Raw genomic sequence first — 25,354 nt, forward strand, 5'->3', positions numbered from 1 at the left:
GAGATGAAAACCATGAAATTAACCATGATCACTAGCGCTTTACTTGCTCATTCGGCTGCATTTGCAGAAGTCACTGCAATTACAAATGCTACTCTACACACCGCGACGGCTGAAGGGGTGATTGAGGGGGCCACGCTACTAATTGAAAACGGTAAAATAAAAGCGATTAATCCAAATAACGTAAATGCTGATGTGACGATTGACGCCAGTGGTAAAATTATCACGCCAGGGTTTATCGGCTCCATGAACCAACTAGGTTTGGTTGAGGTGGGGGCAGTTGCAGCTTCTCGGGACGCCGGTGATGACGCAGCTGGTATAGACTTTGATGCAAGTACTGCATTTAACCCTCGTAGTAGCTTGATCGCGTACGCAAGAAAGGGTGGTGTTACACAAAACTTAGTTACGCCTTGGGGTGGCAAAAGTGAATTCGCAGGGCTTGGCTTTGTGGTTGATTTATCGGGTACGTTTGATAGCGTAACTGATAGGCAAAGCGCTTTAGTTATTCACTTGGGTGCCAAAAGCGAAGGGTCTCGTGCAAAGTCATTAGATAATGTCGTCAAAAAGCTTGCGTCGCACCAAGAAAAGCAAAATAAAAAGGATGATAAAGACAAAGCTAAACCAACCGCTGAAGAGCAGGTGTTAACTCAAGTGCTAGCGGGCGAAATGCCAGTTATTGCTTCAGTATCACGAGCTTCAGATATATTAGAAGTGATTAAAGTTAAGGAGCGGTTTGGCCTTGACCTAATCATTAAAGGTGCGAATGATGCTGTATTAGTCGCTGACGAGTTAGCTAAAGCTAACGTGCCAGTTATCCTCAGTGCGGTGTCAAATTTACCCTCTAGTTTTGATTCTATGCACGCAAGCCTTGATAATGCTGGAAAGCTAGAAAAAGCTGGGGTGAAAGTTATTTTGTCCATTGGTGGTGATGGAAGTCACAATGTTTACCAGCTGCGTTTTGATGCAGGTATTGCTGTAGCAAATGGTATGAGCCATGCTGGCGCATTAAAGGCAATTACTGCAAACCCAGCGGCTGCGCTTGGTATTGATGGTGGTGTAATAGAAGTTGGCAAGCGCGCAGATATTGTGATGTGGAGCGCAGATCCTTTCGAATTTAGCACTACAATTGATAAGATATGGATCAATGGCGAGGAAGTGTCTACCGAGTCACGTCATGACAAGCTAAGAGATAGATATACAACCGATTCTGATATGCCAAGAGCATATACAAAATAATACCAATTTACTTAATTAAGTGGTCTATTTTGAGGCGAGAAAATCTTGTCGATAACCTGGTAAAAATTTTGCTATTTAGTTGTTCTAAATAAGAAATTTTTAACGCTGTTAGCGTCAGATTTACTCCTTCAAATTGAGCAAGTATTAAGTCAACTTGGTATAATGATGCGGTAGTATCAACAGCTTAAAAAAGGCCTCTTAAGAGGCCTTTTTTGTTGTCATAGCAATTTTTTAACGCAGTTAGCGTCAGGTTTACTCTTTTGAATTGTGCAGGCGTTAAGGCTAAGTGGTATCAGATACACTTGGCGGGCTTTGGCAAACCTGCGATTTTTGTTGCTTGCTTGGCTGGGCCTTTTGGAAATAACTTATACAAATAGATACTATTGCCTTTATCCTCACCAAGCGCTTTAGCCATTGCTTTTACTAGCATACGAATAGCGGGGCTGGTGTTGTATTCTAGGTAAAAGTTTCTTACAAACTCGATGACTTCCCAGTGAGCATCTGAGAGTTCAATATTTTCTTCTGCCGCTAAAATAGGCGCCAGTGCTTTTGACCACTGAGAGTGATCCAAAAGGTAGCCTTGTTTGTCTGTTTCGATAGTCTGATTATTAAATGTTATCATTATAGTTACCAAGTAATTAATGTTTTGGCGGAGATAGTGAGCTTGACCCAGTCAGCATCTGAAATTAGCTGTATTTCATCATTTGGCTGGATCCCCCGACCTTCGGCACAGGCTTGTAACATCATAACAGCAGCATTGTGAGCCCCCATTTGACGGTGGGCAAAGCAGCCATCGTCACAAAGTAAAATGGTATCGTCCGAAGAGACAAACTGTAATCGTGCACTAGCCTCAATGCTAGAAATAATGTGTAACACGCTCATATAGTTACCACAAAGTCATGTTGTTTAATTAATGCTGAGATTTCTTGCTGGTCTTTTATATCTACGTCAATGGCAAGTAGGTTTGGGCTTAAATTGAACTCAATCATCGCCGATTGACAGGCATATACTTGGTCTACATCGTAGATTTCAAGCGTTTTCAATTGCTTAAATACATCTTTTAACCCTAAAGATGGTGCATCTAAATTTGTCTGGAGCGCCAACACTGCACTATCGATGAATAACCAACTTACTTGCTGATCAACCGCCGCGTATATTAGTGTCATATCTAACGCATCTTTTATCGCACTGCCGTCAAATGGACTTTTGCTGGAGATGACAAGTACTTTACGACTCATTTGAACTGCACCCACCTATCTGATTTACTTGATATCATGGCAAATTCGGCCAAGCCTGCAACTGTAAACGGTGTTGTATTTTCGGTATTTAGCCCACGTTTCTCGGCAGCAGTAACACATAATAATAGCGGAATTGCCTTATCCGCTAAACGCTGCCAAACAGCGGAAGGTTGTAACTCATCTGAAGCAGATACTATGTTCTGACTGGCATGGTACACACCATCTTGATATAGAAAAATACAGCTTATCTGGTGATTGTTTGCATAAGTGGCGTCAATATAGCGCTCTAGCAAAGTTAATTTTGATTGTGATGTGACACCAAAGTGTACTGATATGGCTATTTTGCTCAAACTGTACTCATAAAAAAAGCCCCTTAATGGGGCTTATTTTATCAGAAAATCTGAGTTAGTCATCCGACGCACCTAAAAGCGCAAGGATGCTAGTAAATAAGTTATAAATACTTAAATACAGGCTCACAGTCGCAAGTACATAATTTGTCTCACCACCGTTGATGATACGGCTGGTATCATACAAGATAAAGCCTGACATGATCAGTACAACCGCAGCGTTAATGGCCATAAACGCAATGCTTGAACCGATGAATAAGTTTACCAAGCTTGAAATAATAACCACGATAAGACCAACAGTTAAAAAACCACCCATAAATGAGAAGTCTTTTTTGGTTGTTAGTGCATATGCGGATAAACCAAAGAAAATGAGTGCGGTCGTACCAAGCGCTTGCGCGATTAGCATACCACCGTTTGGTAATGCTGCGTAATGGTTGAGCATCGGACCTAAACCAAAACCCAGAATACCGGTGAACAAGAAGACCAAACCTATCGCGGATGAAGAATTTGCCTTTTTACCTATTACGAATAACAAGCCAAAAGCCACAAGTGAACATACAATCCCCGTAATTGGCGGAAGTGCCATTGTCATAGAAATTGCAGCGGTTACGGCGCTAAATGCCAATGTCATAGCCAATAGGAAGTAAGTGTTTTTCAACACTTTATTGGTTTCCATTGTCGACATTAACGGTTTTGCAGTGTTGTATGAATGATTGAATGCCATGATTCAAGCTCCTTAGTAAAACATGCTGTCCCAAAAATAACTCGGACAAGAGTATCAATAGTTATATGTTGGGGCAATGGTTTCTAGATCAATATCGCTGTTAATGTGATTGTATATATCATAGTTTCCTTTTAGCTTAAGACATTGAATATTGTGATAAGTTCGCAGAAACACAGCAAACAGCTTAATTTTGATTGCTAATTATCCGAAAGGGGCGAAATTTACGCAAACAGTCAAAAAATTTAAAAAAAAGCTTCACAAGCGCAGGGGGATTCTCTATTATTCGCCCCGCTGCGGAGAGATGGCTGAGTGGTTGAAAGCACCGGTCTTGAAAACCGGCATACGTTAGTAGCGTATCTAGGGTTCAAATCCCTATCTCTCCGCCACTTATTTTTGATTTATGCCACAGTGCGTAAATTTTAGGTTTTGGAGAGATGGCTGAGTGGTTGAAAGCACCGGTCTTGAAAACCGGCATACGTTAATAGCGTATCTAGGGTTCAAATCCCTATCTCTCCGCCACATTTTAAGCCCTCGAATTCGAGGGCTTTTTTGTTTCTAGTATCAAGTTTTTCCGCGCTATATCTTCAGCCGTGTATACTCGATTAAAATCCCTATTAGACCAAAGTCTGCTAGTGCAGGGTCTTGGCTTGCACAATACTCTATCATGTTGAATAAATAATATGTGTAGAGAGTGTTGAATATGAAACAAGTTGGCAAAGGGGTAGGGTTTTCTTTATTGTCCCCATTGATCGTAGGCAGTGTACTTGGTATCTACTACAGCTTTACACTCGGTCGCAGTGAGATGTTCTTTAACTTACTACTTAGTGCAATTTCGAATGCTTATATCGTTGGTCTTGCCATGTGCCTATTCGTTGTCCCTGGATATATCCTCATGTTTAAGTACAACAAGGTGCAATATAGCGGTTTGCTAACATTGGGTTTACTTGGTGGTGCGCTATTCAGCTATCTTTTTTCCACACAATCGGGAGTGGGTTTTATTGTTAACGCCTTAATGTCAATGCTAGCAGCAGGGCTTTTCTTGTTTGGTTTGCGGGCAAGCAATCATAAAACTGAGTGATAATTGACCGAGTAGCGTAGCTTTTACAGATAATTAATACTTTTTCAGTCGAAAAGGTTTTAATTATTTCTCCGAAAGAGTACCTTTAGCTTTTGTCGTTCAATTCGTGAATTTGATGGTAATGCAAAAGCAAGATTTTTATCAAACTTTAGTGAAACAAGCTCAGGGCTTGATCAGTGGTGAGCATAACATGGTTGCCAATATGGCTAACTTGAGTGCGCTTTTATTTACAACCCTTGAGGATATCAACTGGGCTGGGTTTTATCTTATGGACAGTGCAGATGAACTTGTACTTGGACCATTTCAAGGTAATCCAGCTTGTATCCGTATACCCGTAGGAAAAGGGGTATGCGGAACTGCTGCGGCAAGCTGCGAAACGCAGCTGGTTGAAGATGTTCACGCATTTTCGGGTCACATTGCATGCGACGCGGCATCAAATTCAGAAATCGTCATCCCTGTCTTCAAAGATAATAAAGTGATAGCTGTGCTAGACATCGACAGTCCTAGTCTGGCAAGATTTGATGAGCAAGACAAAAAAGGCTTAGAAGCATTTGTTAAAGTTTTTGAGGAAACACTTTAATGAAGGATATGCTTCAGGTACAAGATTATTTGTTTTCCTATGCCGATGTTGGTGATTGGGAAGGCGAAGAAGAGGTGGTTGCAGAGCGCTTAAATGAGCTTATTCATCACGCATGGGATTTACTCCCTGAAGATTTAGATTGCGATACAATTGATAATCTCATCGAAGGCATTTGGGAACATCTTCGCGGTGATTTGGCACTTCTTGAAGCAGATATAGAAGAGCTAACTGACTGGGTAACACACTATATAAACTCGTCGCTCGATGAGCAGATGTAATTAATAGGTTTAAAAATGGAAACCACAAACAAGCTAAAAGACATAAATGAAGTATTAGACTTCTTATTTTCCGAATTTCCTAAGTGCTTTAAGCAAAAGGAAGGGATCAAACCACTTAAAGTAGGTATTTTTAAAGATATCGCAGAGCGTATTGAAGGGTCTGACAAAGTCAGTAAAACTCAGGTACGTCAAGCGCTTCGTAAATACACATCTAATTGGCGCTATTTAGAAGCTGTCACTAAAAATGAGTTTCGTATTGACCTTGATGGTAATCAAGCTGAAAAGGTTGAGCAGGAACATGTGGAGCATGCGGAAAAGGCACTTGCTGAGAGCCGCGCTAAAATGGCTAAACGTAAAAAGCCACAGCGTCCAAACAATCGTGACGGCGAAACAAAATCTTACAAAAAGAAACCACATGGAAGGGATCGTCAAGACCAAAAGCGCCCTAAAATGAATAATARACCTGCTGAAGTTAAACCTAAGCGCAGTGGTAAAGTTGAACCTTTACCAGCAGAACAGGTCAAGGTTAATAACAAAGTAAAAGTTAAGCTTGGTCAAGCGCTTGTTAATGCTACTATCACTGAAGTTAAAAATGATGAAGTGCACGTAGAGCTTGTAACAGGAATGCAAGTTAAGACCAAAGCAGACAGCCTATTTATCCAATAAGGAGTTGTATATGAGTAAAAAGTTACCACTCATTTCCCTAGTCGCCGCGTTCGTATCGAGTGTTTCTTTAGCCTCGACAAGCACAGTCACCATTAAAGACTTGCCGGTTCTTAAACCTGAAGCGCAGCATACAACGGCTAGTAAGCGAGTGACCAACTTATTTACTCGACAACACTATAAACGCTTCAGCTTTAATGATGCGTTGTCTGATAAGATATTCGACCGCTATGTAGAAGCAATCGATTTTAATAAATCCTTGCTGTTGCAGTCGGATATCGAAAGCTTTCAGCAATACAGAAAGCGCTTTGACGACGCATTGATTTCAGGCAAACTCGAATTTGCCTATGACATGTTCAATTTGAGTATGAAGCGACGTTTTGAACGTTATGATTTTGCAATAGGTCTCCTCGAAAAAGAAATGGACTTTGAGAAAAAAGACGAGTTCATCTTTGATAGAGAAGACGATAACTACGCAAATTCAATGGTTGAGCTTGATGAGTATTGGCGCCAGCGTGTTAAATCAGATGCGCTGAGATTGAAACTGACTGGTAAAAACTGGGAAGAAATTAAAGAAATACTCACCAAGCGATACAAAAATGCACAAAAGCGCTTGGTCCAAACTAACAGTGAAGATGCGTTTCAAGTCATTATGAACGCTTTTGCACGTAGCATCGAAGCACATACCTCTTACCTGTCCCCTCGAAGAGCCGAGCAATTTAAGATGGACATGGATCTTGAGCTTGAAGGCATCGGGGCGGTATTGAGTTATGATGAAGACTATACAGTTATCCGTAGCTTAGTGCCTGGTGGGCCTGCAGATAAAACTGAAAAGCTGAAACCAGAAGATAAAATTATCGGTGTCGCGCAAGGTGAAAAAGAATTTGTAGATGTGATTGGCTGGCGTTTAGATGACGTTGTCGATCTCATTAAAGGACCAAAAGGCACTACAGTACGTTTACAGTACTTGAAAGGAGCTGATAGCCACGGTACACCAAAAGTGGTTGAGATTGTCCGAGACAAAGTAAAACTTGAAGACCGCGCTGTAAAGTCAGAGGTATTTGAAGCTAAGTACTCTGATCTGCAGAGCAAAATTGGAGTTATTGAAATTCCAAGTTTTTACAACAACCTTTCTCAAGATGTAAAAACTGAACTTGCCAAATTAAAAGAAGCAAAAGTTGACGGTGTGATCGTCGATTTACGACAAAATGGTGGTGGTTCTTTGTATGAGGCGACACAGCTATCAGGTCTCTTTATCGACCAAGGCCCTGTTGTTCAGATCCACACAGCATATAATCGAGTTGAAAGCCAACAAGATAGAGATGGCATTACATTTTACGATGGCCCCTTAACTGTACTTGTTGATCGTTATAGCGCATCAGCATCTGAAATTTTCGCCGCTGCGATGCAAGATTATGGCCGTGCCGTTGTGATTGGTGAGCAAACCTTTGGTAAGGGTACGGTTCAGCAACATCGTGGGCTGGGTAAGAATTACGATTTATTTGAAAATCCTTTGGGAAGCGTAACTTATACCATTGCTAAGTTTTATCGTATTGATGGTGGTAGTACGCAGCACAAAGGCGTCATTCCAGACATTTTATTGCCTTCAGCTGTTAATCCTGAAGATTGGGGGGAAAGTCAGGAAGATAACGCATTACCTTGGGATAGCATCGTTAGGGCCAAGTACTCAAGTTTGGATAATTTATCTTCTATGATCCAATATTTAAGTAAGCGCCATGACGAGCGAGTTCAAAAAGAGCCTGAGTTCACTTATGTCTATCAAGATATTGAACAATACAAGGCACGTAAAGACGATAAATCTATATCTCTGGTTGAAGCCGAGAGAATTAAAGAGCGTGAAGAGCGAGATGCGCTCGTACTGAAACGTACAAATGAGCGCTTGAAACGACTTGGTTTGGAACCCATCGAAGATTTAGACGATGCACCTGAAGTCATATCTGAGCTAGATCCCTATCTAGAAGAGGCAGCACTGATCACACAAGATCTCATATCGTATGGTCGAATAGCCAAACAAGGCTCGTAACTGATAAAAGGCGCTTCAAGCGCCTTTTATCTTTGTCTCATCCTATCTAACTTGAGCTGCGGATAATTAATGCCAGCTATTGGTGCCTAATACCAATTTGACTTAATACTTACTCAATTTGAAGGAGTAAATCTGACGCTAACAGCACTAAAATTTCTTATTTAGATCAACTAAATAGCAAAATTTTTGCCTTGCCTATATGGATGTAGGTACCTTAGCGATAGCAGGACGTGGTAACAGAGTTATCGACAAGGTTTCTCACCTCAAAATAGACCACTTAATTAAGATAATTGGTATTTATTAGTGAAATTGGTATTACTTTTATTTTACAAATTTTGCTATGATCTGCGAAATTTTTTGGGCTAATACTTTTTTGAGGCTTTTTGAATGTTAAATGTGGTTTGTCCACATCATACAAGGATATTCAAAACGGCTCAAAACGGTATACTACAAATAAAATAATTATAAGCATGAGTCGTCGTGCATAGGAGTATTCCTTTTGAAACAACAAAAACAGCCGTCATTTGTCGACGCGCTTATCCCGATTACGCTGCTTGTCAGTTTACTGGGGGCCGCCGTATACCTGTATGGTGATAGTTCTTCGTCGGGTCCTAACCAAATAGCATTGTTATTTGCTACTTTCACAGCTGCATTAATTGGCTTGAAAAATGGCTACACTTGGAAAACTTTGGAAGAAGCGATGATCAAGGGGATCACGATTTCCCTTGGTGCAATTATCATTCTGTTGATGGTTGGTGCCTTAATCGGCACGTGGTTACTATCCGGAACTGTTCCGACGCTAATCTATTACGGTTTGCAGGTTATTAATCCAAGCTGGTTCTATGCCGCGAGCTGCTTGATCTGTGGTGTGGTCGCGATGAGTATCGGTAGCTCATGGACAACTGCTGCCACTATTGGTGTTGCACTGCTTGGTGTTGCGACAGGTTTAGGGCTAGACCAGGTGGTCACGGCGGGCGCTGTTATATCCGGAGCATACTTTGGTGACAAACTGAGCCCGTTATCTGAAACGACTAATCTCGCTCCAGCAGTAGCTGGAAGCGATTTGTTTGATCATATTCAACATATGCTGTGGACGACAGTCCCAAGCTTTGTCATCGCACTTATTATTTTTATCTTTATGGGCTTCAACGCTGAGGTAAATAGCGAGGCCGGACGCATAGATGAGATCGTTTCTATATTACAAAGCAACTTTAATATAAATATTTTCATGCTAGTTCCACTATTAGTGCTTCTGGGACTTGCGATTAGAAAAATGCCAGCCTTTCCCGCTATTTCGATTGGCGCTGTGATCGGCGCTGTTTGGGCTGTTTTGTTTCAAGGAGAGTTAATTGCGAGTCAAATTGATCGCAGCCAAGGTGAATTAGTTGGCTATATTAAACTCGTATGGGCAACCTTTTTTGATGGTTTTGCCCTACAAACTGGCGATGCAAAAATGGATGATTTGCTCAGCGGTGGTGGAATGTCCTCAATGCTTACCACAACTTGGTTAGTGATGACTGCACTGATGTTTGGCGCGATAATGGAAAAAACGGGTCTCTTGGATGTATTTGTACGCAGTATTTTAAAAATAGCGAAGAGTACGGGCTCACTTATTGCGTCAACAATAGCTACCTGTGTTGGCACAAACTTGGTTGCTGCCGATCAATACATAGCGATAGTTGTTCCAGGACGAATGTTCAAAGAAGAATATAAAAAGCGAGGCTTAAAAAGTGTCAATCTTTCTCGCACGTTAGAGGATGGCGGTACCATTACCAGTCCACTTATTCCATGGAATACCTGTGGTGCCTACATGCAGAGCGTACTTCTGATCAATCCATTTGATTATGCCATGTATGCGTTTTTTAATTTGATTAACCCATTATTAGCGGTTATCTATGCGTATCTTGGTATTAAAATTTTGAAAATTACGCCACCAGAGATGAAGGTTGAAGGATCAAAGTAAGTGCTGAGATTTGAAAAGAAGCTACAAGGTTACTGATGACAATCGACGGTAGCTCAGATCCAAAAGCGAAAATCGCCTACAATGATTGAAGATGGGCGTAAATGAATTTATTTAATCACACGCCCCAATTTGGGGCGTTTTTGTAAGGAATATCTATGACTCAAAAACCACAAGCTAAATATCGTAAGGACTATATTGCACCTAGCCATCAAGTCGATGAGTTGTCTTTGACCTTTGAGTTAAGTCCACGAAATACCATAGTGACTGCTGTTAGTAAATTTCGTGCAGCTGCTGGCGCATCACAGCTAGTATTGGATGGGGTTGATTTAGAACTGCAATCCTGTCAAGTAAACGGTAAAGAGTGGCACACTCGTGAGCAAACAGAGGCTAAGCTTATATTGAATGAGCTGCCAGCTGAATTTGAACTCACCATTGTGACTCACATATCTCCGCAGACTAATACTTCTCTTGAGGGGTTATATTTATCTGATGGTGCTTATTGCACACAATGCGAAGCTGAGGGCTTTCGTAAGATCACCTACTTTATGGACAGACCCGACGTACTTACCACTTACACTGTGACTATTATCGCAGAAACTAAGTATCCATTTTTGTTGTCGAATGGCAATAAAGTGGAAGAGGGCACGCTTGAAGATGGCAGACATTTTGCCAAGTGGCATGACCCATATAAAAAACCCAGCTATCTATTTGCTTTGGTTGCAGGCAGCTTTGATGTTTTAGAAGATACTTATCAAACCAAGTCTGGGCGGGAAGTTAAATTAGCGCTATTTGTAGATAAGGGTAATTTACACAAAGCACCACATGCTATGACTTCATTGAAAAAAGCAATGGCATGGGATGAGCTGCGTTTTGGGTTAGAATATGATCTAGATATTTATATGATAGTGGCAGTAGATTTCTTCAACATGGGGGCAATGGAAAACAAAGGCCTCAATGTTTTCAATAGTGCTTGTGTACTTGCAAGCCAAGAAACTGCAACAGACCGAGATTTTCACACTATTGAATCAATTGTTGGCCATGAGTACTTCCATAACTGGACTGGTAATCGCATTACCTGCCGAGACTGGTTTCAGTTGAGCTTAAAAGAGGGGCTTACTGTATTTAGAGATCAAGAATTTAGTAGCGATCTGGGGTCTCGAGGGTTAAATCGGATAGACGCGGTAATGGCGATGAGAACTCATCAATTTGCTGAAGACTCTGGCCCAATGGCCCATCCAATCAGGCCTGAAAAAGTAATAGAAATGAATAATTTCTATACAGTGACTGTATACAATAAAGGGGCCGAGGTGATCCGCATGATGCATACTTTGCTCGGTGAAGAGAACTTCCAAAAAGGGATGCAGCTTTACATTACCCGACATGATGGTCAAGCCGTGACCTGTGATGATTTTGTCAATGCTATGATGGATGCCTCTGGCGTTAATTTAACGCAGTTCAAGCTGTGGTATGAGCAACATGGAACGCCTAGACTAAATGTAGTGACAGAATACGATAGTGCTGCACAGCGCTATACAATGACAGTCACACAGCGCCATGCAGATAGCGATCCGATAAAAGCGCCGTTACATATTCCATTCAAATTGGAATTGCTTGATGAGCAAGGGCTGAGCATTCCGTTATTGACGCAAAAGGGTGAAATTCAAAGAGCACTCGATATTACTGAGTTTGAACAACGCTTTGAATTTGAGCAAGTGGCAACAAAACCTGTACCTGTACTATTAGAAGATTTCTCTGCACCGGTAATTATGGAATACAATTATTCCACTGATGAATTGCTACATATTTTGCGTTTTGCACGAAGCGACTATGCTCGCTGGGAAGCGATGCAGCAGATATTTATGATCGCCGTCAAAGCTGCGATTGATTCTGGTGACTATAGCTTAGACAGTAAAGTACTCGATGCCTTATCTTCATTGGTTAAGCACCTAGAAGGAGATCTTGCACTGCTTGCAGAGTTATTAAGTTTACCTACTTTTGATACGCTTGCGAGTCAGTTTACGACAATTCCAGTAGACGCGTTAGTGAACGTATCTAAGGCATTTGAGTCACAGATTGCTCAGGCACTACAGCAAGACTTGGAACTCGCTTATACTTCATCAACCGAGTCAGGTTCTTTAGATGCGCAGGATGTGGCCGTTCGGGCATTTAAAAATAAAGCCTTATACTACTTGGTAAAAACTGATTCGACACTCGTTGAAGATGCGCTGAGAACACAATTTGCGTCAGATAATATGACCACTAAACTTGCATCTCTCAAAGCTGTGGTATCAGCTGAGCACGAGAAGATGGAAGCCTTATTCAGCGAGTTTGACAGTCAGTGGCGTCACGACGCGTTGGTAATGGATAAATGGCTGGCACTACACGCAAGTTTGCCAAATGATGAAGTGATAACGAAAATAAATGCACTTTATGACCACCCATGTTTTGAAAAAGGCAATCCAAATCGAGTACGAGCACTCATTGGTAGCTTCACTCGCAGTAATCCGGCTCAATTCCATCGAATTGACGGCAAAGGTTACGAGCTACTTGGCGACCTTCTAATCGAGCTAAATGGCATCAACCCACAAAATGCTTCCCGCATGATCACGCCGTTTATGTCTTGGCGACGCTATGATGAGACGCGTCAGAAGCTGATGAGAACACAGTTGGAACGTTTGGCGAGCCTAGAAGGGCTAAGTGATGATTTATATGAAAAAGTAGAAAAGGCGTTGGCGCAGTAAATGAAAGAGTACTTCTTTTACATGGAATTGAGTTATGACAAGTGCCTTGGTTATTACCATGGACATTATACTTCAGTACAAGTGATCGAAGATGGCGGGAAGACGATACGCTTTCCCGCTGAGCGTATTCGTCCATTTATTTCATCGATTGGGATCAGAGGCAGATTCCGCTTAATTTTGGATGATAGCAACAAGTTTCTGTCGTTAGAAAAAGTTACTTAGTATCAGCCAAACTGAAAAACATATTTTATTTTTGTTAAATGAGTTTGTTATAAGCTTGAAATACGTGTTATAAATTATCTGGTAGGACGTCTTACCAAGAGTAAAATGCGCCCCTAGAGGCGAAAAAGCGTTGATTTAATGGCGTAGTATTTGTATTTTCTCGCTTTCGCTTCTATCGTTTAGACAACAAAAAACAATAACTCTAAGAGCTTAAGCTCTAGACAAGACCCGCCAAAAGGGGGAGAAATAATGATAAAAAGATCGCTCTTTGTGAAAAACAAAATCATGCTCGGTCTTAGTGCGGCAATCATGGGAGCTGCCGCGACATCAGTACAAGCTGCTAGTTTTGAAGTTGGTGAGTTTGATATCACTTTCGACTCAACGTTCTCTTATGGTCAAAGTATTCGTGTAGAAGACCGTAATTTTGACTTCATCGGTAAGAGTAATCATCCTCAGTTTAATTGGGATGGTTATAAAGCAACGACTGGCAATACGATCTACTCTTCGTCTCAAATATGGTCGCAACAGGGCGCCTATTCAAATAATGGTGATGCTGGTAATCTGAATTTTGATTCAGGCGATACCTTCTCACAATTATTGAAAGGGACGCACGATCTCGCAATAACCAAAGACAACTTTGGTTTATTTACACGCTTTATGTACTTCTATGATTTTGCGATGGAAGACGGAGACTTTGCATATGCCAATCCAGTGTCTGGTAAGAAAGTAGATCCGTGTGAAGATGATAATACAAGAGAACAAGTTTGTTCAGACTTTCGTTTACTTGATGCCTTTATCTGGGCTGATTTTGACCTGAATGACGGTAAAAACCCACTATCGGTACGTTTAGGTCAGCAGGTAGTAAACTGGGGTGAGAGTACACTGATATCACATGGTATCAATGTTAACCCGGTGGATATCGATAGACTCAAAGCACCAGGTTCAGAAGTCAAAGAAGCTTTTATCCCTGTTGGCATGCTTTGGGCGTCAATTGGCTTATCTGAAAACGTAAACCTTGAAGGCTTCTATCAGTATCAATGGCACGAAACAAGACTACCAGCTACCGGCAGCTACTTCTCAACTAATGACTTTGCTTCTGAAAACGGCTACATGCAAAACGTTCAGCTTGGTTTTACTTCAAACCCTGATATTGATTTATATCACTTGACCGATGCACTTAATAGCTTATACGCCGACGCAACAGCTTCACTTGTTGCACAAGGGGTTGTGCCAACTGCCGAAACAATAGGTCAGACAGCCGCTGCGATGTACATGGCATATCCAACGAGAGTAGCGCTTAAAGGAAAGGGTGCAAGTGGTATCAGCGAGCCTGATGATGGTGGTCAATATGGACTACGTTTAGGCATATTCTCGCCTGAGCTTAATGATACTGAATTTGCGCTATATTACATTAACTACCATAGCCGTAGACCGCTTATTTCAGGTAAGGCATCTAACTTTACTGGTGCCGCGCTAGCTGCTGATCTGGATTACATTAGAAATAATCCTATTACAGAAGACAACATCACAAATCTAAATGCGTTCACGCAGGCAAAGATCACATACCCTGAAGACATCAAACTTTATGGTTTGAGCTTTAATACGGCGCTTGGTGAAACTGCGCTATCTGGTGAAATTGCATACCGAGAAGATGAGCCTCTCCAAATTGATGATGTTGAGTTATTGTATGCAGGTATGGTTGAACAACTTGCAGCAGCAGGGATAAGAGAAGACTTTGAAGGTTTCTCACAGTTAAGCCAAGGTGATGATATTGCCTTCGTAAACCCTGGAGAAATTGCGCAAGGTTATATATTACGAGACACCATCCAAGCACAGTTGACAGCAACACATTTGTTTGGCCCGTCTTTAGGGGCTGACAGCTGGGCTGTTGTCGGTGAAGTCGGTGCCGTAACAATCAAAGATATGCCAGAGTATGATGAACTTCGTTTGAACGTGGCCGGTACTGGTCGAAGCGGAGTAATTGAAGGTGTATCGGGTCGAGAGTATGGGTTAATACATCAGGCGGTTTCTAATGGACCTGAAACAAATCCATTCCCATCTGCATCAGCATGGGGCTATCGACTGATTGCTAAAGGGGAATATAACAACTTATTTAGTGGCGTTAACTTCTCACCAAAAGTTGTGTTTTCGCATGATGTGAACGGTATAACACCGGATCCAATGTTCTTATTTGTTGAAGATCGTAAATCACTTGGGATTAACCTAAACTTTAACTACCTGAACACTTGGTCATTTGATTTTGGCTACAACACCTTCTGGGGTGGTGGTAAAACAAATACCTTCGCAGATCGTGACTTTGTCTCATTCAATATTAAGTATTCAATTTAAGGGCTTTCGTTATGTTTAGAAAACCTACATTTATCGCAGCAACAATAATTACAATGATGTCTGCAAGTAGTGCAATGGCTAAAATGAGCCCAGATGAAGTTGCACGTTTAGGAAAAGATTTAACACCAATCGGTGCGGAGAAGGCAGGGAATGCTGATGGTAGCATTCCAGCGTGGAATGGTGGTATTACTGCGCCACCAGCAGGTTATGAGGTGGGAATGCACCACCCAGATCCATTTGCCGATGACAAGGTGCTATTTACAATCGACAAATCGAACCTCGATAAATACAAATCGTTATTGAGTCCAGGTCAGATTGCACTATTTGAAACGTACCCAGATACGTTCAAAATGAATATCTACCCTACGAGACGAAGCGCGTCTTATCCTCAGTTTGTTTACGATGCAACGAAAAAGTATGCGACAACAGCTGAACTAATTGAAGGGGGTAACGGGATCAAGAATACCGCTGTTGGTATCCCATTTCCTGTGCCTAAAAACGGCTTAGAAGCAATTTGGAACCACCTATTGCGCTTCCGTGGTTTGTCTATTGCCCGTTATGGTGGTCAGGCAATGCCAACAGAGTCTGGCGATTACAATATTATTGGTTTCGATGAACAGTTATTGGTGAAGTATTCAGCGACGGATGCAACACCTGAAGCGTTGCAAGAGTCAAATATTCTATTTAAGTTCAAGCAGCGTGTAACCGAACCTGCGCGTCTAGCTGGTACGGCTTTATTGGTGCATGAAACCATGGACCAAATTTTGACTCCTCGTCAAGCCTGGACATACAACACCGGCCAGCGTCGTGTTAGACGTGCGCCAAACGTTGCCTATGACGCACCTGGAACTGCGTCAGACAGCTTACGTACAACAGATGATTTTGACATGTTTAACGGCTCACCAAATCGCTACGATTGGAAGCTAGTAGGCAAAAAAGAAATGTATATTCCGTATAACAGTTACAAGCTACATAGCGATAAATTGAAGTACGAAGACATTCTGATGGCAGGTCATATTAACCCAGAACATGTTCGTTATGAAAAGCACCGCGTGTGGGTAGTTGAAGCTAACCTAAAAGAAGGCACTCGTCATATTTACAAAAAACGCGTGTTTTATATTGATGAGGATAGCTGGCAAATCCACGTAGCTGATATATACGATAATCGTGATCAGATGTATCGAGTAGCGATGGCACATGGTCTGAACTATTATGAAGTGCCTACACACTGGAGTACGTTAGATGTTTATTACGATCTGAACTCTCGTCGTTATCTTGCGATTGGTTTAGATAATGAAGAAGACATGTATGACTTCAGTCAATCTTTCAATGATAACGAATTTACTCAGGGTGCTTTGCGCCGTGAGGGTCGTCGTTAATTAGTGAAACATCAGGCTGGAGCTATCTTGCTTCAGCCTTCTTCCTCCTTTCCTCTCACAACTCGAGTGTTTTCTCATGATTAAGAAAGTAGTAGCAGCCTCGATATTAACTATGGCGCATTTAGCTGTGGCCGAAAGCAGCGATCAGATTGCACCGCAGTCAGCCTTAATGGTCGCACACCCAGAACAGACACTATTTACAGATATTACCGACACAGGTAAAGCATTAGTCGCAGTGGGTAAACATGGCACAATTATATATAAAAAGGCAGAGCAAAAATGGACACAGGCATCAGTGCCAGTTCAATCCTTACTAACTGCAGTGACATTTAAAGGTAATGATACAGGTTGGGCCTGTGGCCATGATGCCAGTATTTTAAAAACCACAGACGGCGGCAAAACGTGGACAGTGAAGCAGTATTTGCCACAGCTCGAGAAGCCTTGTCTAGACATTGAATTTGTTAACCAGCAGCACGGTTTTGCAGTAGGTGCTTATGGGATGTTTTTTGAAACGTTTGATGGTGGAGAATCTTGGAATAAGCGGTTTATTAGCGAGTTTGTTCATCCCGATGATGTTGAATACCTAAATGACTTAAAAGAACAAGATCCGGCTGGGTATGAACAAGAAACTGCATTTATTCTACCGCACTTTAATCGCTTACTTATCACGGACGATAACATGTACCTTGCAGGAGAAATGGGCTTGGTTGCTCAAAGTGAAGATCTGGGCAAAACATGGCAAAAGTTTGACTCATTTTATCGAGGTTCTTTTTTTTCTATCAACGAAACCAAAGACAATCACTTCGTCGTAGCGGGGCTTCGTGGCAACGCGTTTATCGGTAGTGGGCAGCAAGTTCAACAATTAAAAACAGATAAAACAGCCACAATTAACAATATTATTGTCGATGATTCAACGACTTATATGCTCGCCAACAGCGGTGTCATTTTTAGTATTAAAAATGGTGAAGTCACTTCAAAGCAATTAAAAAATGGCCACTCAATTTTATCTGGCGTGCTTAAAAACAAGAGCTTAGTCCTTGCGACTGAACAGGGGATTGCTGAAATAGAGGTGGGTAACTAATGCAAGCATTTTTAAATCAGTTAGTTTATGTCATCTTTAGGCATCGCATTACCGTTGTCACATTTTTTATTTTGACCACGTTATTTTTGGGGTATAAGGCAACCCAAATTCAGTTAGATGCGTCATTTAATAAAAATATTCCATTGAATCATGACTATATGAAAGTCTACCTAGAGCACGAGAAGCAATTTGGTGGTGCAAATAGTATTCTGATTTCGGTGTGTGATAGAGACGGCGATATTTTTAATGAACCGTTTTTTACCCAGCTAAAAGCGGTTCATGACCAACTCTACTTTATTCCTGGGGTAAACCGCCCGTTAGTAAACTCTATCTTTGCACCCAGCGCGCGCTTTGTTGAAGTTGTTGAAGATGGCTTTGCTGGCGGACCTATCATTCCGGCCAATTTTCAACCAACTGAAAAAGGCCTTAGCGTTGTAAAGCAAAATATTGAAAAAGCTAAGGTAGTTGGCCGGATGGTAGCCAGCGACTATTCATGTGCCATGGTCACAGCACAGTTAATGGAAATTGATCCACAAACACAAGAAAAGCTAGATACGTTGGCATTTGCACAAAAACTAGAGTCAGAAATCAGAGCACCACTGAGTACTGATAAAGTTAGCATTCACATTATTGGCTTTGCGAAAATGGCCGGAGATATTGCCGATGGCGCAAAAGGTGTGGTGTTATTTTTTGCACTTGCCATCGCATTTACGTTCATCATGGTTTGGATGTTTTGTAAAAGCTTTAAGCTAACTTTATTGCCGATAGCGTGTTCATTTATCGCGGTTATTTGGCAGATGGGTTTATTAAGCACACTAGGCTTTGGTGTTGACCCCATGTCTATTTTGGTACCGTTTTTGGTATTTGCTATCGGTGTGAGCCATGGCGTGCAAATGATCAATGCTATCGGCAAAAAGGTGTCTGAAGGCGTATCAAGCAAAGTTGCGGCAGAAGCAAGCTTTAAAGCGTTGTTGATCCCAGGTGGTATTGCGCTGTTATCAGATACGGTGGGCTTTTTAACCTTACTTGCGATAGATATAGGTATTATTCGTGAGCTAGCCATTACAGCAAGCTTAGGTGTAGCGGTGATTATCTTTACTAACTTAGTATTACTGCCTGTTATGGCGTCTTTTTTCGAATCAGCGAATATCAAACGAATTGGAGACGGTAAGAGTACGAGTCACGATGTGTTCGAGTCAATACGAGAGACCCTTGTTAAGACAACAGACAAAAAAGTAGCACGTGTGATTTTACTCATCAGTGCATTACTGTTTGCGTTTGGATATTGGCAATCCGATAAAATGCGTATTGGAGATTTGCATGCTGGCGCACCAGCCTTACACGAAGATGCCAGATATAATCAAGATACCTTCTTAATATCAGACCGCTATGCAATTTCGTCAGACATCCTTAAAGTGATAGTCGAAGCATTTCCCGCAGCATGTACTGATCACGATACGATGGCACGTATTAKCCGTTTTCAATGGCGCATCGAAAACCTCCCTAGTGTGCAATCAGCGGTCTCTTTGAGCTCTGTAGCTCAAGCTGTGAATGCAGGGTACAACGAGGGTAATTTGAAGTGGCAGACATTACCAAGAAATAGTGCTTCCTTAGTACAGGCGACTTCTCGTGTTGAGACTAGCTCAGGGCTTTTAAACGGCGATTGCTCAGTGATGCCTATAATTATTTTTATGGAAGACCACAAGGCCGAGTCGATAGATCACGTTATTACTCAGATCAAAACTTTTGCTCAAGAAGAGGGCACGGATGATGTTGCGTTTAAATTAGCATCAGGCCCCATCGGGGTGATGGCCGCGACGAACGAGTCGGTGTCACAAGCACAGGTACCTATGATGATCTATGTTTATGGTGCTGTGATCTTATTGTGCTTGGTAAGCTTTAGAAGCGTGCGAGCGACCATCGCGGTTGTGCTGCCACTGTACATTGTATCAACACTTGCGCAAGCGCTGATGGTGCAATTAGAGATAGGACTAACAGTGTCAACACTACCTGTGATTGCTCTTGGTGTGGGAATAGGTGTCGATTACGGCATTTATATCCTATCCTCTATGATGGGACAGCTTAAGCAAGGTATGCCATTGTCTGCGGCTTATCGTAATGCGTTAGCCGAGCGCGGTAGTGCTGTACTGTTTACGGGTATAACACTTGCTATCGGGGTAAGTACATGGATCTTCTCTGCGCTTAAGTTCCAGGTTGATATGGGTATCTTATTAACCTTTATGTTCTTGGTTAATATGCTGGGTGCTGTGTTGCTTTTACCGGCAATTGGAACGCTTCTCTGGTCTGACCAGAAAAAATAATGTGAATAATTGTGCTCCTTTTTATTTGGTATTGGCGATTTATATCTATTTTTTGTGAATAGTTGAGCAAACAGCTGAAAAGCTTGAAATGTTTTCGTCAAAAAGGCTGTTTATTAGCGTAAGAAAGGTTAGAATTTACCTGACTCCACGCTAATAAATGGCTGTACAAATAATCTACCGTTCAAAGGTGGTATAGATTAAGGAACACATAATGACACAAAATGAAGGCACGGCTTCTGTTATCCTAGATAACGTATGCAAGCTAATCCACAAAAAAGTCCATGCTGACAAAGTGTCACTTGTCGAAACGTTTGCCAAAACCTTGTACAGCAATATGTCTAAAGAGGATTTGGCACATCGTAACGACAGTGACTTATACGGCGCAGCATTGAGCCTTTGGAACGCCCTAGATAAAAATAAGTCTGACGAAGCCGTCATTCGCGTTTTTAATCCTGAGGTGGCAAAAGATGGATGGCAATCTTCGCATACTATTGTTGAGATAATTGCTAAAGATATGCCGTTTTTAGTTGATTCAGTGCGTATGGCAATGAATCGCAAAAATATTGTCTCTCACCTATTACTTCACGCTCCACTTAAGATACAAAGAAACGACGATGGTGCAATCACTGCGCTTTCTAACTTAAAAGCAGAGCAAGAATCAACCTCTACTAAAACCGTATTTTTCATTGAAATTGATAGACAGACAGATAATTCAGCTATCGCTGAATTTAAAGCTGAGCTTGAATCTGTTTTAAATGATGTGTCTGTTGCGGTTGCTGATTGGAAGCCCATTCGTGACAAACTGGTGAGTGTCAGCCAAGAGCTGCCAACTCGTCATTATAGTTGTTCAAAAGAAGAAGTTGCAGAAGCTGTTGAGTTTTTGGACTGGCTGGTGAGCGATAATTTTACCTTCATGGGCTATCGTCAGTATGACCTTACACCAGTTCAAGGTGACTACGAGTTAAAACCAGTCGAAGGCACAAGCCTTGGTTTGATGAAAAACTCGGGAGATGATCATAGCCGCTTACTTTCAGAGTTACCTGAGGTAGCTAGAAAAGAAGCTCGCAGTAGTAACTTGTTAATCTTAACAAAAACTAACTCGCTGTCGCGTGTACACCGTCCTGCGTACATAGATTATGTTGGTATCAAGCGATTTGATACCAAAGGCAACGTGATTGGTGAAGACCGCTTTATCGGGTTATTCTCTTCGAGCTTCTATAACAATAGTGCAGCCGACGTTCCGGTGCTTAAGAGTAAGATTAACCGTATCATGGAGCAGTGTGACTTTGCTAAAGGCACACATGCTTACAAAGCGGTGTTAAATATTCTAGAAACCTATCCGCGTGATGAGTTGGTGCAAGCGCGCGAAAGTGAGCTACTAGAAGTGGCCATGGGCGTGCTACAAACACAAGAACGCGACATGTGCCGATTGTTTGTGCGTAAAGATGTATACGGTCGTTTCTTCTCTTGTATGGTCTATGTACCAAGAGAACGTTACAACACTGCATTAAGACGTGAAACACAGCAACTACTGGCGCGTGCATTTAAGTCGAGTGAAAAAGTAGAATTCACTACTTTCTTCTCAGAATCAACGTTAGCGCGTACACATTACATTGTACGTGTTGATGACAACAATATAGATTATAACGTGAAAGAAATTGAAAATAACTTGGTTGAAGCCGCTCGTACTTGGGAAGACAAGCTACAAGGTGCATTGCTTGAAAGAGCGGGTGAGTCTCGTGGTAATGAGTTAAACCGTAAATACACTAATGCGTTCCAGTCTGCTTATAAAGACCAAGTATTACCAAGTGCTGCGGTAGTAGATATCGAGAAACTTGAACAGCTCAACGAAGACAATAAACTGGAGATGCTGTTCTATAGACCTCAAGAAGAGGCGACCTCTCAGTTAGTACGTTTAAGTTTATTCCATAAAGCTGAGCCAATTCACTTATCAGACGTGATGCCAATGCTTGAAAACTTTGGTCTGCGCGTTATTGGTGAGACACCATACGCAGTTAAGACCACTGATGGGCAAGTAAACTGGATCATGGACTTCTCTATGCTTATCGACAGCAAGGGGATCACCGACTTTGACAAAGTATCTGCACGTTTCCGTGCTGCATTGACGAATGTTTGGAATAATCGTCTTGAGAACGATGGCTTCAACCGCTTAGTTTTGTTAGGTGGCTTAACTGGACGCGAAGCGTCTATTTTACGAGCGTACGCAAAATACATGCGTCAAATTGGCGTGACTTTCTCGCAATCCTACATTGAAAACACGTTCGACCGCTACCCGCACATTGCGGCGATGATCGTTGATCTGTTCGTCAAGAAGTTCTCTCCGAAGAAAACGGCATCAGAAAAAACACTGACTAAAGTCATTGATGCTATTTACCAGGAACTAGAGAACGTTGCGAATCTTGATGATGACCGTATTATTCGTCTATATGTCGACATGATTAATGCAACGCTACGTACTAACTTCTATCAAAAAGAGGCAGATGGTACGAATAAGTCATACACGTCATTTAAGATCCAACCAAGTGCAGTGCCAGATATGCCATTGCCACTACCAGCGTTTGAAATCTTCGTTTATTCACCACGTGTAGAGGGTGTACACCTGCGTGGCGGAAAAGTAGCTCGTGGTGGCCTACGTTGGTCAGACCGTCGCGAAGATTTCCGCACAGAGGTACTTGGCTTAGTTAAAGCGCAGCAGGTTAAAAATACGGTTATCGTGCCTGTGGGATCTAAAGGTGGCTTTGTTTGTAAACAACTGCCAACAGAGCGTGAAGCTTTCTTCAAAGAAGGCCAAGAGTGCTATAAGATCTTTATTCGTGGTCTACTCGACATCACAGATAACATCGTACATGGTGACATCGTTCCGCCAATCGATGTTGTTCGTCATGATGAAGATGATCCATACCTAGTTGTTGCAGCAGATAAGGGGACAGCTACCTTCTCTGATATCGCAAACGGTATCGCAGAGTCTTACAACTTCTGGTTGGGAGATGCGTTCGCTTCTGGTGGTTCGATCGGTTATGACCATAAGAAGATGGGCATTACTGCAAAAGGTGCGTGGGAGTCGGTTAAGCGTCATTTCCGTGAGATGGACATTGATTGTCAAACAACTGACTTTACAGCGGTTGGTATTGGTGACATGGGTGGTGACGTATTTGGTAATGGGATGCTGCTTTCTAAGCACATTCGTTTGCAAGCTGCGTTTAACCACATGCACATTTTTATCGATCCAAACCCAGATGCAGCAAGCTCATATGTAGAGCGTGAACGTCTATTTAATCTGCCACGCTCAAGCTGGGAAGATTATAATAAGGATCTGATTTCTGAAGGCGGTGGTATCTTCTCTCGTGCAGCCAAAGCAATTACGCTAAGCGCTGAAATGAAGAAGATGATGGGCACCAAAAAATCTAGCATGACACCAAACGAGTTGATCAAAGCATTGTTGAAGATGCCAGTTGATTTACTGTGGAATGGTGGTATCGGTACTTACATCAAGTCTAAATCTGAAACTGACGCTGAAGTTGGGGATCGTGCAAACGATGCACTGCGTATCAACGGCGGTGAACTTGGTGCGAAGATATTTGGTGAAGGCGGTAACTTAGGTGCTACTCAGTTAGGACGTATAGAGTTTGCTTCAAACGGTGGGCGTATCAACACTGACTTTATCGACAATGTTGGTGGCGTAGCGTGCTCGGATAATGAAGTTAATATTAAGATCCTACTGAATGGTTTAGTTGCTGAAGGCGATTTGACGAAGAAACAGCGAGATGAATTACTTTACTCGATGACTGATGAAGTATCGGAGTTGGTATTAAAAGACTGTTACCGTCAGACGCATACACTTTCGATCACTAAGTCTAAAGGTCCAGCTACGCTAAAAGAGAAAGTACGCTTTATCCATGCACTTGAAAAAGATGGCAAGCTAAATCGTGCAATCGAATTCTTACCAACAGATGAAGAGCTAGCAGAGCGTGCAGCGGCAGGTAAAGACCTAACTCGTCCAGAGCTTTCGGTGTTAGTCTCTTACTCCAAGATGGTACTAAAAGAAACGTTAGTGGTTGATGAGATCTCAGAAAACCCATATTACCGTCAGCTTTTAGTTAACTCGTTCCCGTTACCACTACGTGAGCGTTTTAATGCTGCAATGGATAACCACCCGCTACGTAAAGAGATCATTGCAACTAAACTTGCGAACAATATCGTTAATGACATGGGTCTTAACTTTATGGTTCGTATGCATGAAGAAACAGGAGCAACAGATGCAGAGATTGCAATTTGTTACTCAATTGCAAGCGCTATCTTTGAAATGAAAGAAACGTGGTCAGCTATTTCTTCACTGGATAATAAGATCCCGGCAGCAGTCCAAACGGAAATGTTGTATCAATTACGTCGTACGGTTCGTCGTGCAACGCGTTGGTTTTTACGTCATCGTGATAAGTCTCAAACAATCGAGCAAACTATCGCGTTCTTTGCTCCTACATTCAAAGATTTAAGTGCAAACTTACACAACTACATGGTTGCAAACGAAAGCGAGCAAATTGTAGATAAAGCGCGCGACCTTCAATCTCAAGGTGTACCAGCTGAGATTGCACTGCGCATCGTATCGCTTTCAAGCTTGTTCTCGGTAATGGACTTAGCAGAAGTAGCTCATAGTGCGGGTCGTAAGATTGGCGTTGTGTCAAACACTTACTTCACACTGGGTGCAAACATGGGTCTACATTGGTTCCTGGACCAAATTACAGCGCAGCCTGTGGCAAACCACTGGCAAGCACTTGCTCGTGCATCTTATCGTGAAGAACTTGATTGGCAGCAACGCTCACTATCAGAGGTAGTGCTAAATAGCTTTGCCGGTGATGATAGTGACATCAATGAACAGATTGAGCAGTGGATGGATAAACAAGCTGGTTTATTACACCGTTGGCAACAAATGTTAACTGAGTTTAAGACGTCGCAAAGCCATGACTTTGCTAAGTTCTCAGTTGCACTGCGTGAGCTAATGTTATTAAGCCACAACTGTGATACTTCCAAATAATCTAGAAATCGCTACAATACCCCAGCTTTGACTGGGGTATTTTTTTGTCTAATGTCATTGTCA

19 protein-coding genes and 2 tRNA genes are annotated in these 25,354 nt (G+C 42.0%); 16 read left to right on the forward strand and 5 right to left on the reverse strand.

Features of this window, described 5'->3' with window-relative positions:
- The first annotated feature begins 3 nt into the window (after positions 1-3).
- Complete coding sequence (locus tag EAG18_RS12445) at positions 4-1,233, forward strand: amidohydrolase family protein (RefSeq protein WP_125252709.1); 1,230 nt, start codon at positions 4-6, stop codon at positions 1,231-1,233.
- 292 nt (positions 1,234-1,525) lie between these two features.
- Here the strand turns inward: EAG18_RS12445 and EAG18_RS12450 are convergent, their stop codons facing one another.
- From EAG18_RS12450 to EAG18_RS12470, 5 genes are read right to left on the reverse strand one after another with little or no spacing between them, the layout of a single operon-like run.
- Positions 1,526-1,855: a TusE/DsrC/DsvC family sulfur relay protein gene (locus EAG18_RS12450; protein ID WP_125252710.1), complete on the reverse strand. Its 330-nt coding sequence runs from the start codon at positions 1,853-1,855 to the stop codon at positions 1,526-1,528.
- A 5-nt stretch (positions 1,856-1,860) separates the two neighbouring features.
- A complete protein-coding gene (locus tag EAG18_RS12455; RefSeq protein WP_125252711.1) occupies positions 1,861-2,115 on the reverse strand; it encodes a DsrH/TusB family sulfur metabolism protein in 255 nt (84 codons plus the stop codon).
- Positions 2,112-2,471, reverse strand: a complete 360-nt coding sequence (locus tag EAG18_RS12460) for a DsrE family protein (protein WP_125252712.1) — start codon at positions 2,469-2,471, stop codon at positions 2,112-2,114. The genes EAG18_RS12455 and EAG18_RS12460 overlap by 4 nt, the downstream gene beginning before the upstream one ends.
- Positions 2,468-2,821, reverse strand: coding sequence for a sulfurtransferase complex subunit TusD (gene tusD, locus EAG18_RS12465; RefSeq protein ID WP_125252713.1), 354 nt, complete (start codon positions 2,819-2,821; stop codon positions 2,468-2,470). Before tusD ends, EAG18_RS12460 begins: the two co-directional genes overlap by 4 nt.
- Before the next feature lie 55 nt (positions 2,822-2,876).
- The gene (locus EAG18_RS12470) at positions 2,877-3,542 is read right to left on the reverse strand and encodes a Bax inhibitor-1/YccA family protein (protein WP_125252714.1); all 666 of its coding nucleotides are present in this window, start codon (positions 3,540-3,542) and stop codon (positions 2,877-2,879) included.
- A gap of 295 nt (positions 3,543-3,837) precedes the next feature.
- Between EAG18_RS12470 and EAG18_RS12475 the strand changes: the two genes are divergently transcribed.
- The 15 genes from EAG18_RS12475 (at position 3,838) to EAG18_RS12545 (ending at position 25,291) form a co-directional block, all read left to right on the forward strand.
- Positions 3,838-3,928: transfer RNA gene (locus EAG18_RS12475), tRNA-Ser, on the forward strand.
- Between the two features lie 42 nt (positions 3,929-3,970).
- Positions 3,971-4,061, forward strand: a tRNA-Ser gene (locus EAG18_RS12480).
- Positions 4,062-4,242: 181 nt separating this feature from the next.
- Positions 4,243-4,620 carry a hypothetical protein gene (locus tag EAG18_RS12485; protein ID WP_125252715.1) on the forward strand — a complete coding sequence of 126 codons (378 nt, stop codon included), beginning with the start codon at positions 4,243-4,245 and terminating at the stop codon, positions 4,618-4,620.
- Positions 4,621-4,741: 121 nt separating this feature from the next.
- Positions 4,742-5,200, forward strand: a complete 459-nt coding sequence (locus EAG18_RS12490) for a GAF domain-containing protein (RefSeq protein ID WP_125252716.1) — start codon at positions 4,742-4,744, stop codon at positions 5,198-5,200.
- Positions 5,200-5,478: a hypothetical protein gene (locus EAG18_RS12495; protein ID WP_125252717.1), complete on the forward strand. Its 279-nt coding sequence runs from the start codon at positions 5,200-5,202 to the stop codon at positions 5,476-5,478. The genes EAG18_RS12490 and EAG18_RS12495 overlap by 1 nt, the downstream gene beginning before the upstream one ends.
- Before the next feature lie 15 nt (positions 5,479-5,493).
- Entirely contained in the window at positions 5,494-6,144 is a 651-nt protein-coding gene (proQ, locus tag EAG18_RS12500) for an RNA chaperone ProQ (RefSeq protein WP_125252718.1), read from the forward strand.
- Between the two features lie 10 nt (positions 6,145-6,154).
- A complete protein-coding gene (prc, locus tag EAG18_RS12505; protein ID WP_125252719.1) occupies positions 6,155-8,185 on the forward strand; it encodes a carboxy terminal-processing peptidase in 2,031 nt (676 codons plus the stop codon).
- Between the two features lie 499 nt (positions 8,186-8,684).
- Entirely contained in the window at positions 8,685-10,148 is a 1,464-nt protein-coding gene (nhaC, locus tag EAG18_RS12510) for a Na+/H+ antiporter NhaC (protein WP_125252720.1), read from the forward strand.
- 155 nt (positions 10,149-10,303) lie between these two features.
- Positions 10,304-12,889 carry an aminopeptidase N gene (pepN, locus tag EAG18_RS12515; protein WP_125252721.1) on the forward strand — a complete coding sequence of 862 codons (2,586 nt, stop codon included), beginning with the start codon at positions 10,304-10,306 and terminating at the stop codon, positions 12,887-12,889.
- Positions 12,890-13,111 (forward strand): DUF2835 domain-containing protein, encoded by a 222-nt coding sequence (locus tag EAG18_RS12520; protein WP_125252722.1) that lies wholly within the window; start codon positions 12,890-12,892, stop codon positions 13,109-13,111.
- A 249-nt stretch (positions 13,112-13,360) separates the two neighbouring features.
- Positions 13,361-15,460 (forward strand): DUF1302 domain-containing protein, encoded by a 2,100-nt coding sequence (locus EAG18_RS12525; protein WP_125252723.1) that lies wholly within the window; start codon positions 13,361-13,363, stop codon positions 15,458-15,460.
- 11 nt (positions 15,461-15,471) lie between these two features.
- On the forward strand, positions 15,472-16,839 hold the full coding sequence (locus EAG18_RS12530; protein WP_125252724.1) for a DUF1329 domain-containing protein: 1,368 nt from the start codon (positions 15,472-15,474) through the stop codon (positions 16,837-16,839).
- A 76-nt stretch (positions 16,840-16,915) separates the two neighbouring features.
- The gene (locus tag EAG18_RS12535; RefSeq protein WP_275557290.1) at positions 16,916-17,920 is read left to right on the forward strand and encodes a YCF48-related protein; all 1,005 of its coding nucleotides are present in this window, start codon (positions 16,916-16,918) and stop codon (positions 17,918-17,920) included.
- The gene (locus tag EAG18_RS12540) at positions 17,920-20,241 is read left to right on the forward strand and encodes an MMPL family transporter (protein ID WP_125252725.1); all 2,322 of its coding nucleotides are present in this window, start codon (positions 17,920-17,922) and stop codon (positions 20,239-20,241) included. Before EAG18_RS12535 ends, EAG18_RS12540 begins: the two co-directional genes overlap by 1 nt.
- Before the next feature lie 211 nt (positions 20,242-20,452).
- Positions 20,453-25,291, forward strand: a complete 4,839-nt coding sequence (locus tag EAG18_RS12545) for an NAD-glutamate dehydrogenase (protein ID WP_125252726.1) — start codon at positions 20,453-20,455, stop codon at positions 25,289-25,291.
- Positions 25,292-25,354: the final 63 nt, after the last annotated feature.

It is taken from the genome of Pseudoalteromonas sp. J010 (assembly GCF_003934235.1).
Classification (GTDB): Bacteria; Pseudomonadota; Gammaproteobacteria; order Enterobacterales; family Alteromonadaceae; genus Pseudoalteromonas; species Pseudoalteromonas peptidolytica.

What these genes read in the sequence shown, in the direction of transcription:
- EAG18_RS12455 (WP_125252711.1), bottom strand. Translation starts at nt 2,115, where the DNA reads ATGAGCGTGTTACACATTATTTCTAGCATTGAGGCTAGTGCACGATTA.
- EAG18_RS12470 (WP_125252714.1), bottom strand. Translation starts at nt 3,542, where the DNA reads ATGGCATTCAATCATTCATACAACACTGCAAAACCGTTAATGTCGACA.
- EAG18_RS12545 (WP_125252726.1), top strand. Translation starts at nt 20,453, where the DNA reads ATGACACAAAATGAAGGCACGGCTTCTGTTATCCTAGATAACGTATGC.
- EAG18_RS12445 (WP_125252709.1), top strand. Translation starts at nt 4, where the DNA reads ATGAAAACCATGAAATTAACCATGATCACTAGCGCTTTACTTGCTCAT.
- EAG18_RS12530 (WP_125252724.1), top strand. Translation starts at nt 15,472, where the DNA reads ATGTTTAGAAAACCTACATTTATCGCAGCAACAATAATTACAATGATG.
- EAG18_RS12535 (WP_275557290.1), top strand. Translation starts at nt 16,916, where the DNA reads ATGATTAAGAAAGTAGTAGCAGCCTCGATATTAACTATGGCGCATTTA.
- pepN (WP_125252721.1), top strand. Translation starts at nt 10,304, where the DNA reads ATGACTCAAAAACCACAAGCTAAATATCGTAAGGACTATATTGCACCT.
- prc (WP_125252719.1), top strand. Translation starts at nt 6,155, where the DNA reads ATGAGTAAAAAGTTACCACTCATTTCCCTAGTCGCCGCGTTCGTATCG.
- EAG18_RS12460 (WP_125252712.1), bottom strand. Translation starts at nt 2,471, where the DNA reads ATGAGTCGTAAAGTACTTGTCATCTCCAGCAAAAGTCCATTTGACGGC.
- EAG18_RS12485 (WP_125252715.1), top strand. Translation starts at nt 4,243, where the DNA reads ATGAAACAAGTTGGCAAAGGGGTAGGGTTTTCTTTATTGTCCCCATTG.
- EAG18_RS12495 (WP_125252717.1), top strand. Translation starts at nt 5,200, where the DNA reads ATGAAGGATATGCTTCAGGTACAAGATTATTTGTTTTCCTATGCCGAT.
- EAG18_RS12520 (WP_125252722.1), top strand. Translation starts at nt 12,890, where the DNA reads ATGAAAGAGTACTTCTTTTACATGGAATTGAGTTATGACAAGTGCCTT.
- EAG18_RS12450 (WP_125252710.1), bottom strand. Translation starts at nt 1,855, where the DNA reads ATGATAACATTTAATAATCAGACTATCGAAACAGACAAACAAGGCTAC.
- EAG18_RS12490 (WP_125252716.1), top strand. Translation starts at nt 4,742, where the DNA reads ATGCAAAAGCAAGATTTTTATCAAACTTTAGTGAAACAAGCTCAGGGC.
- EAG18_RS12525 (WP_125252723.1), top strand. Translation starts at nt 13,361, where the DNA reads ATGATAAAAAGATCGCTCTTTGTGAAAAACAAAATCATGCTCGGTCTT.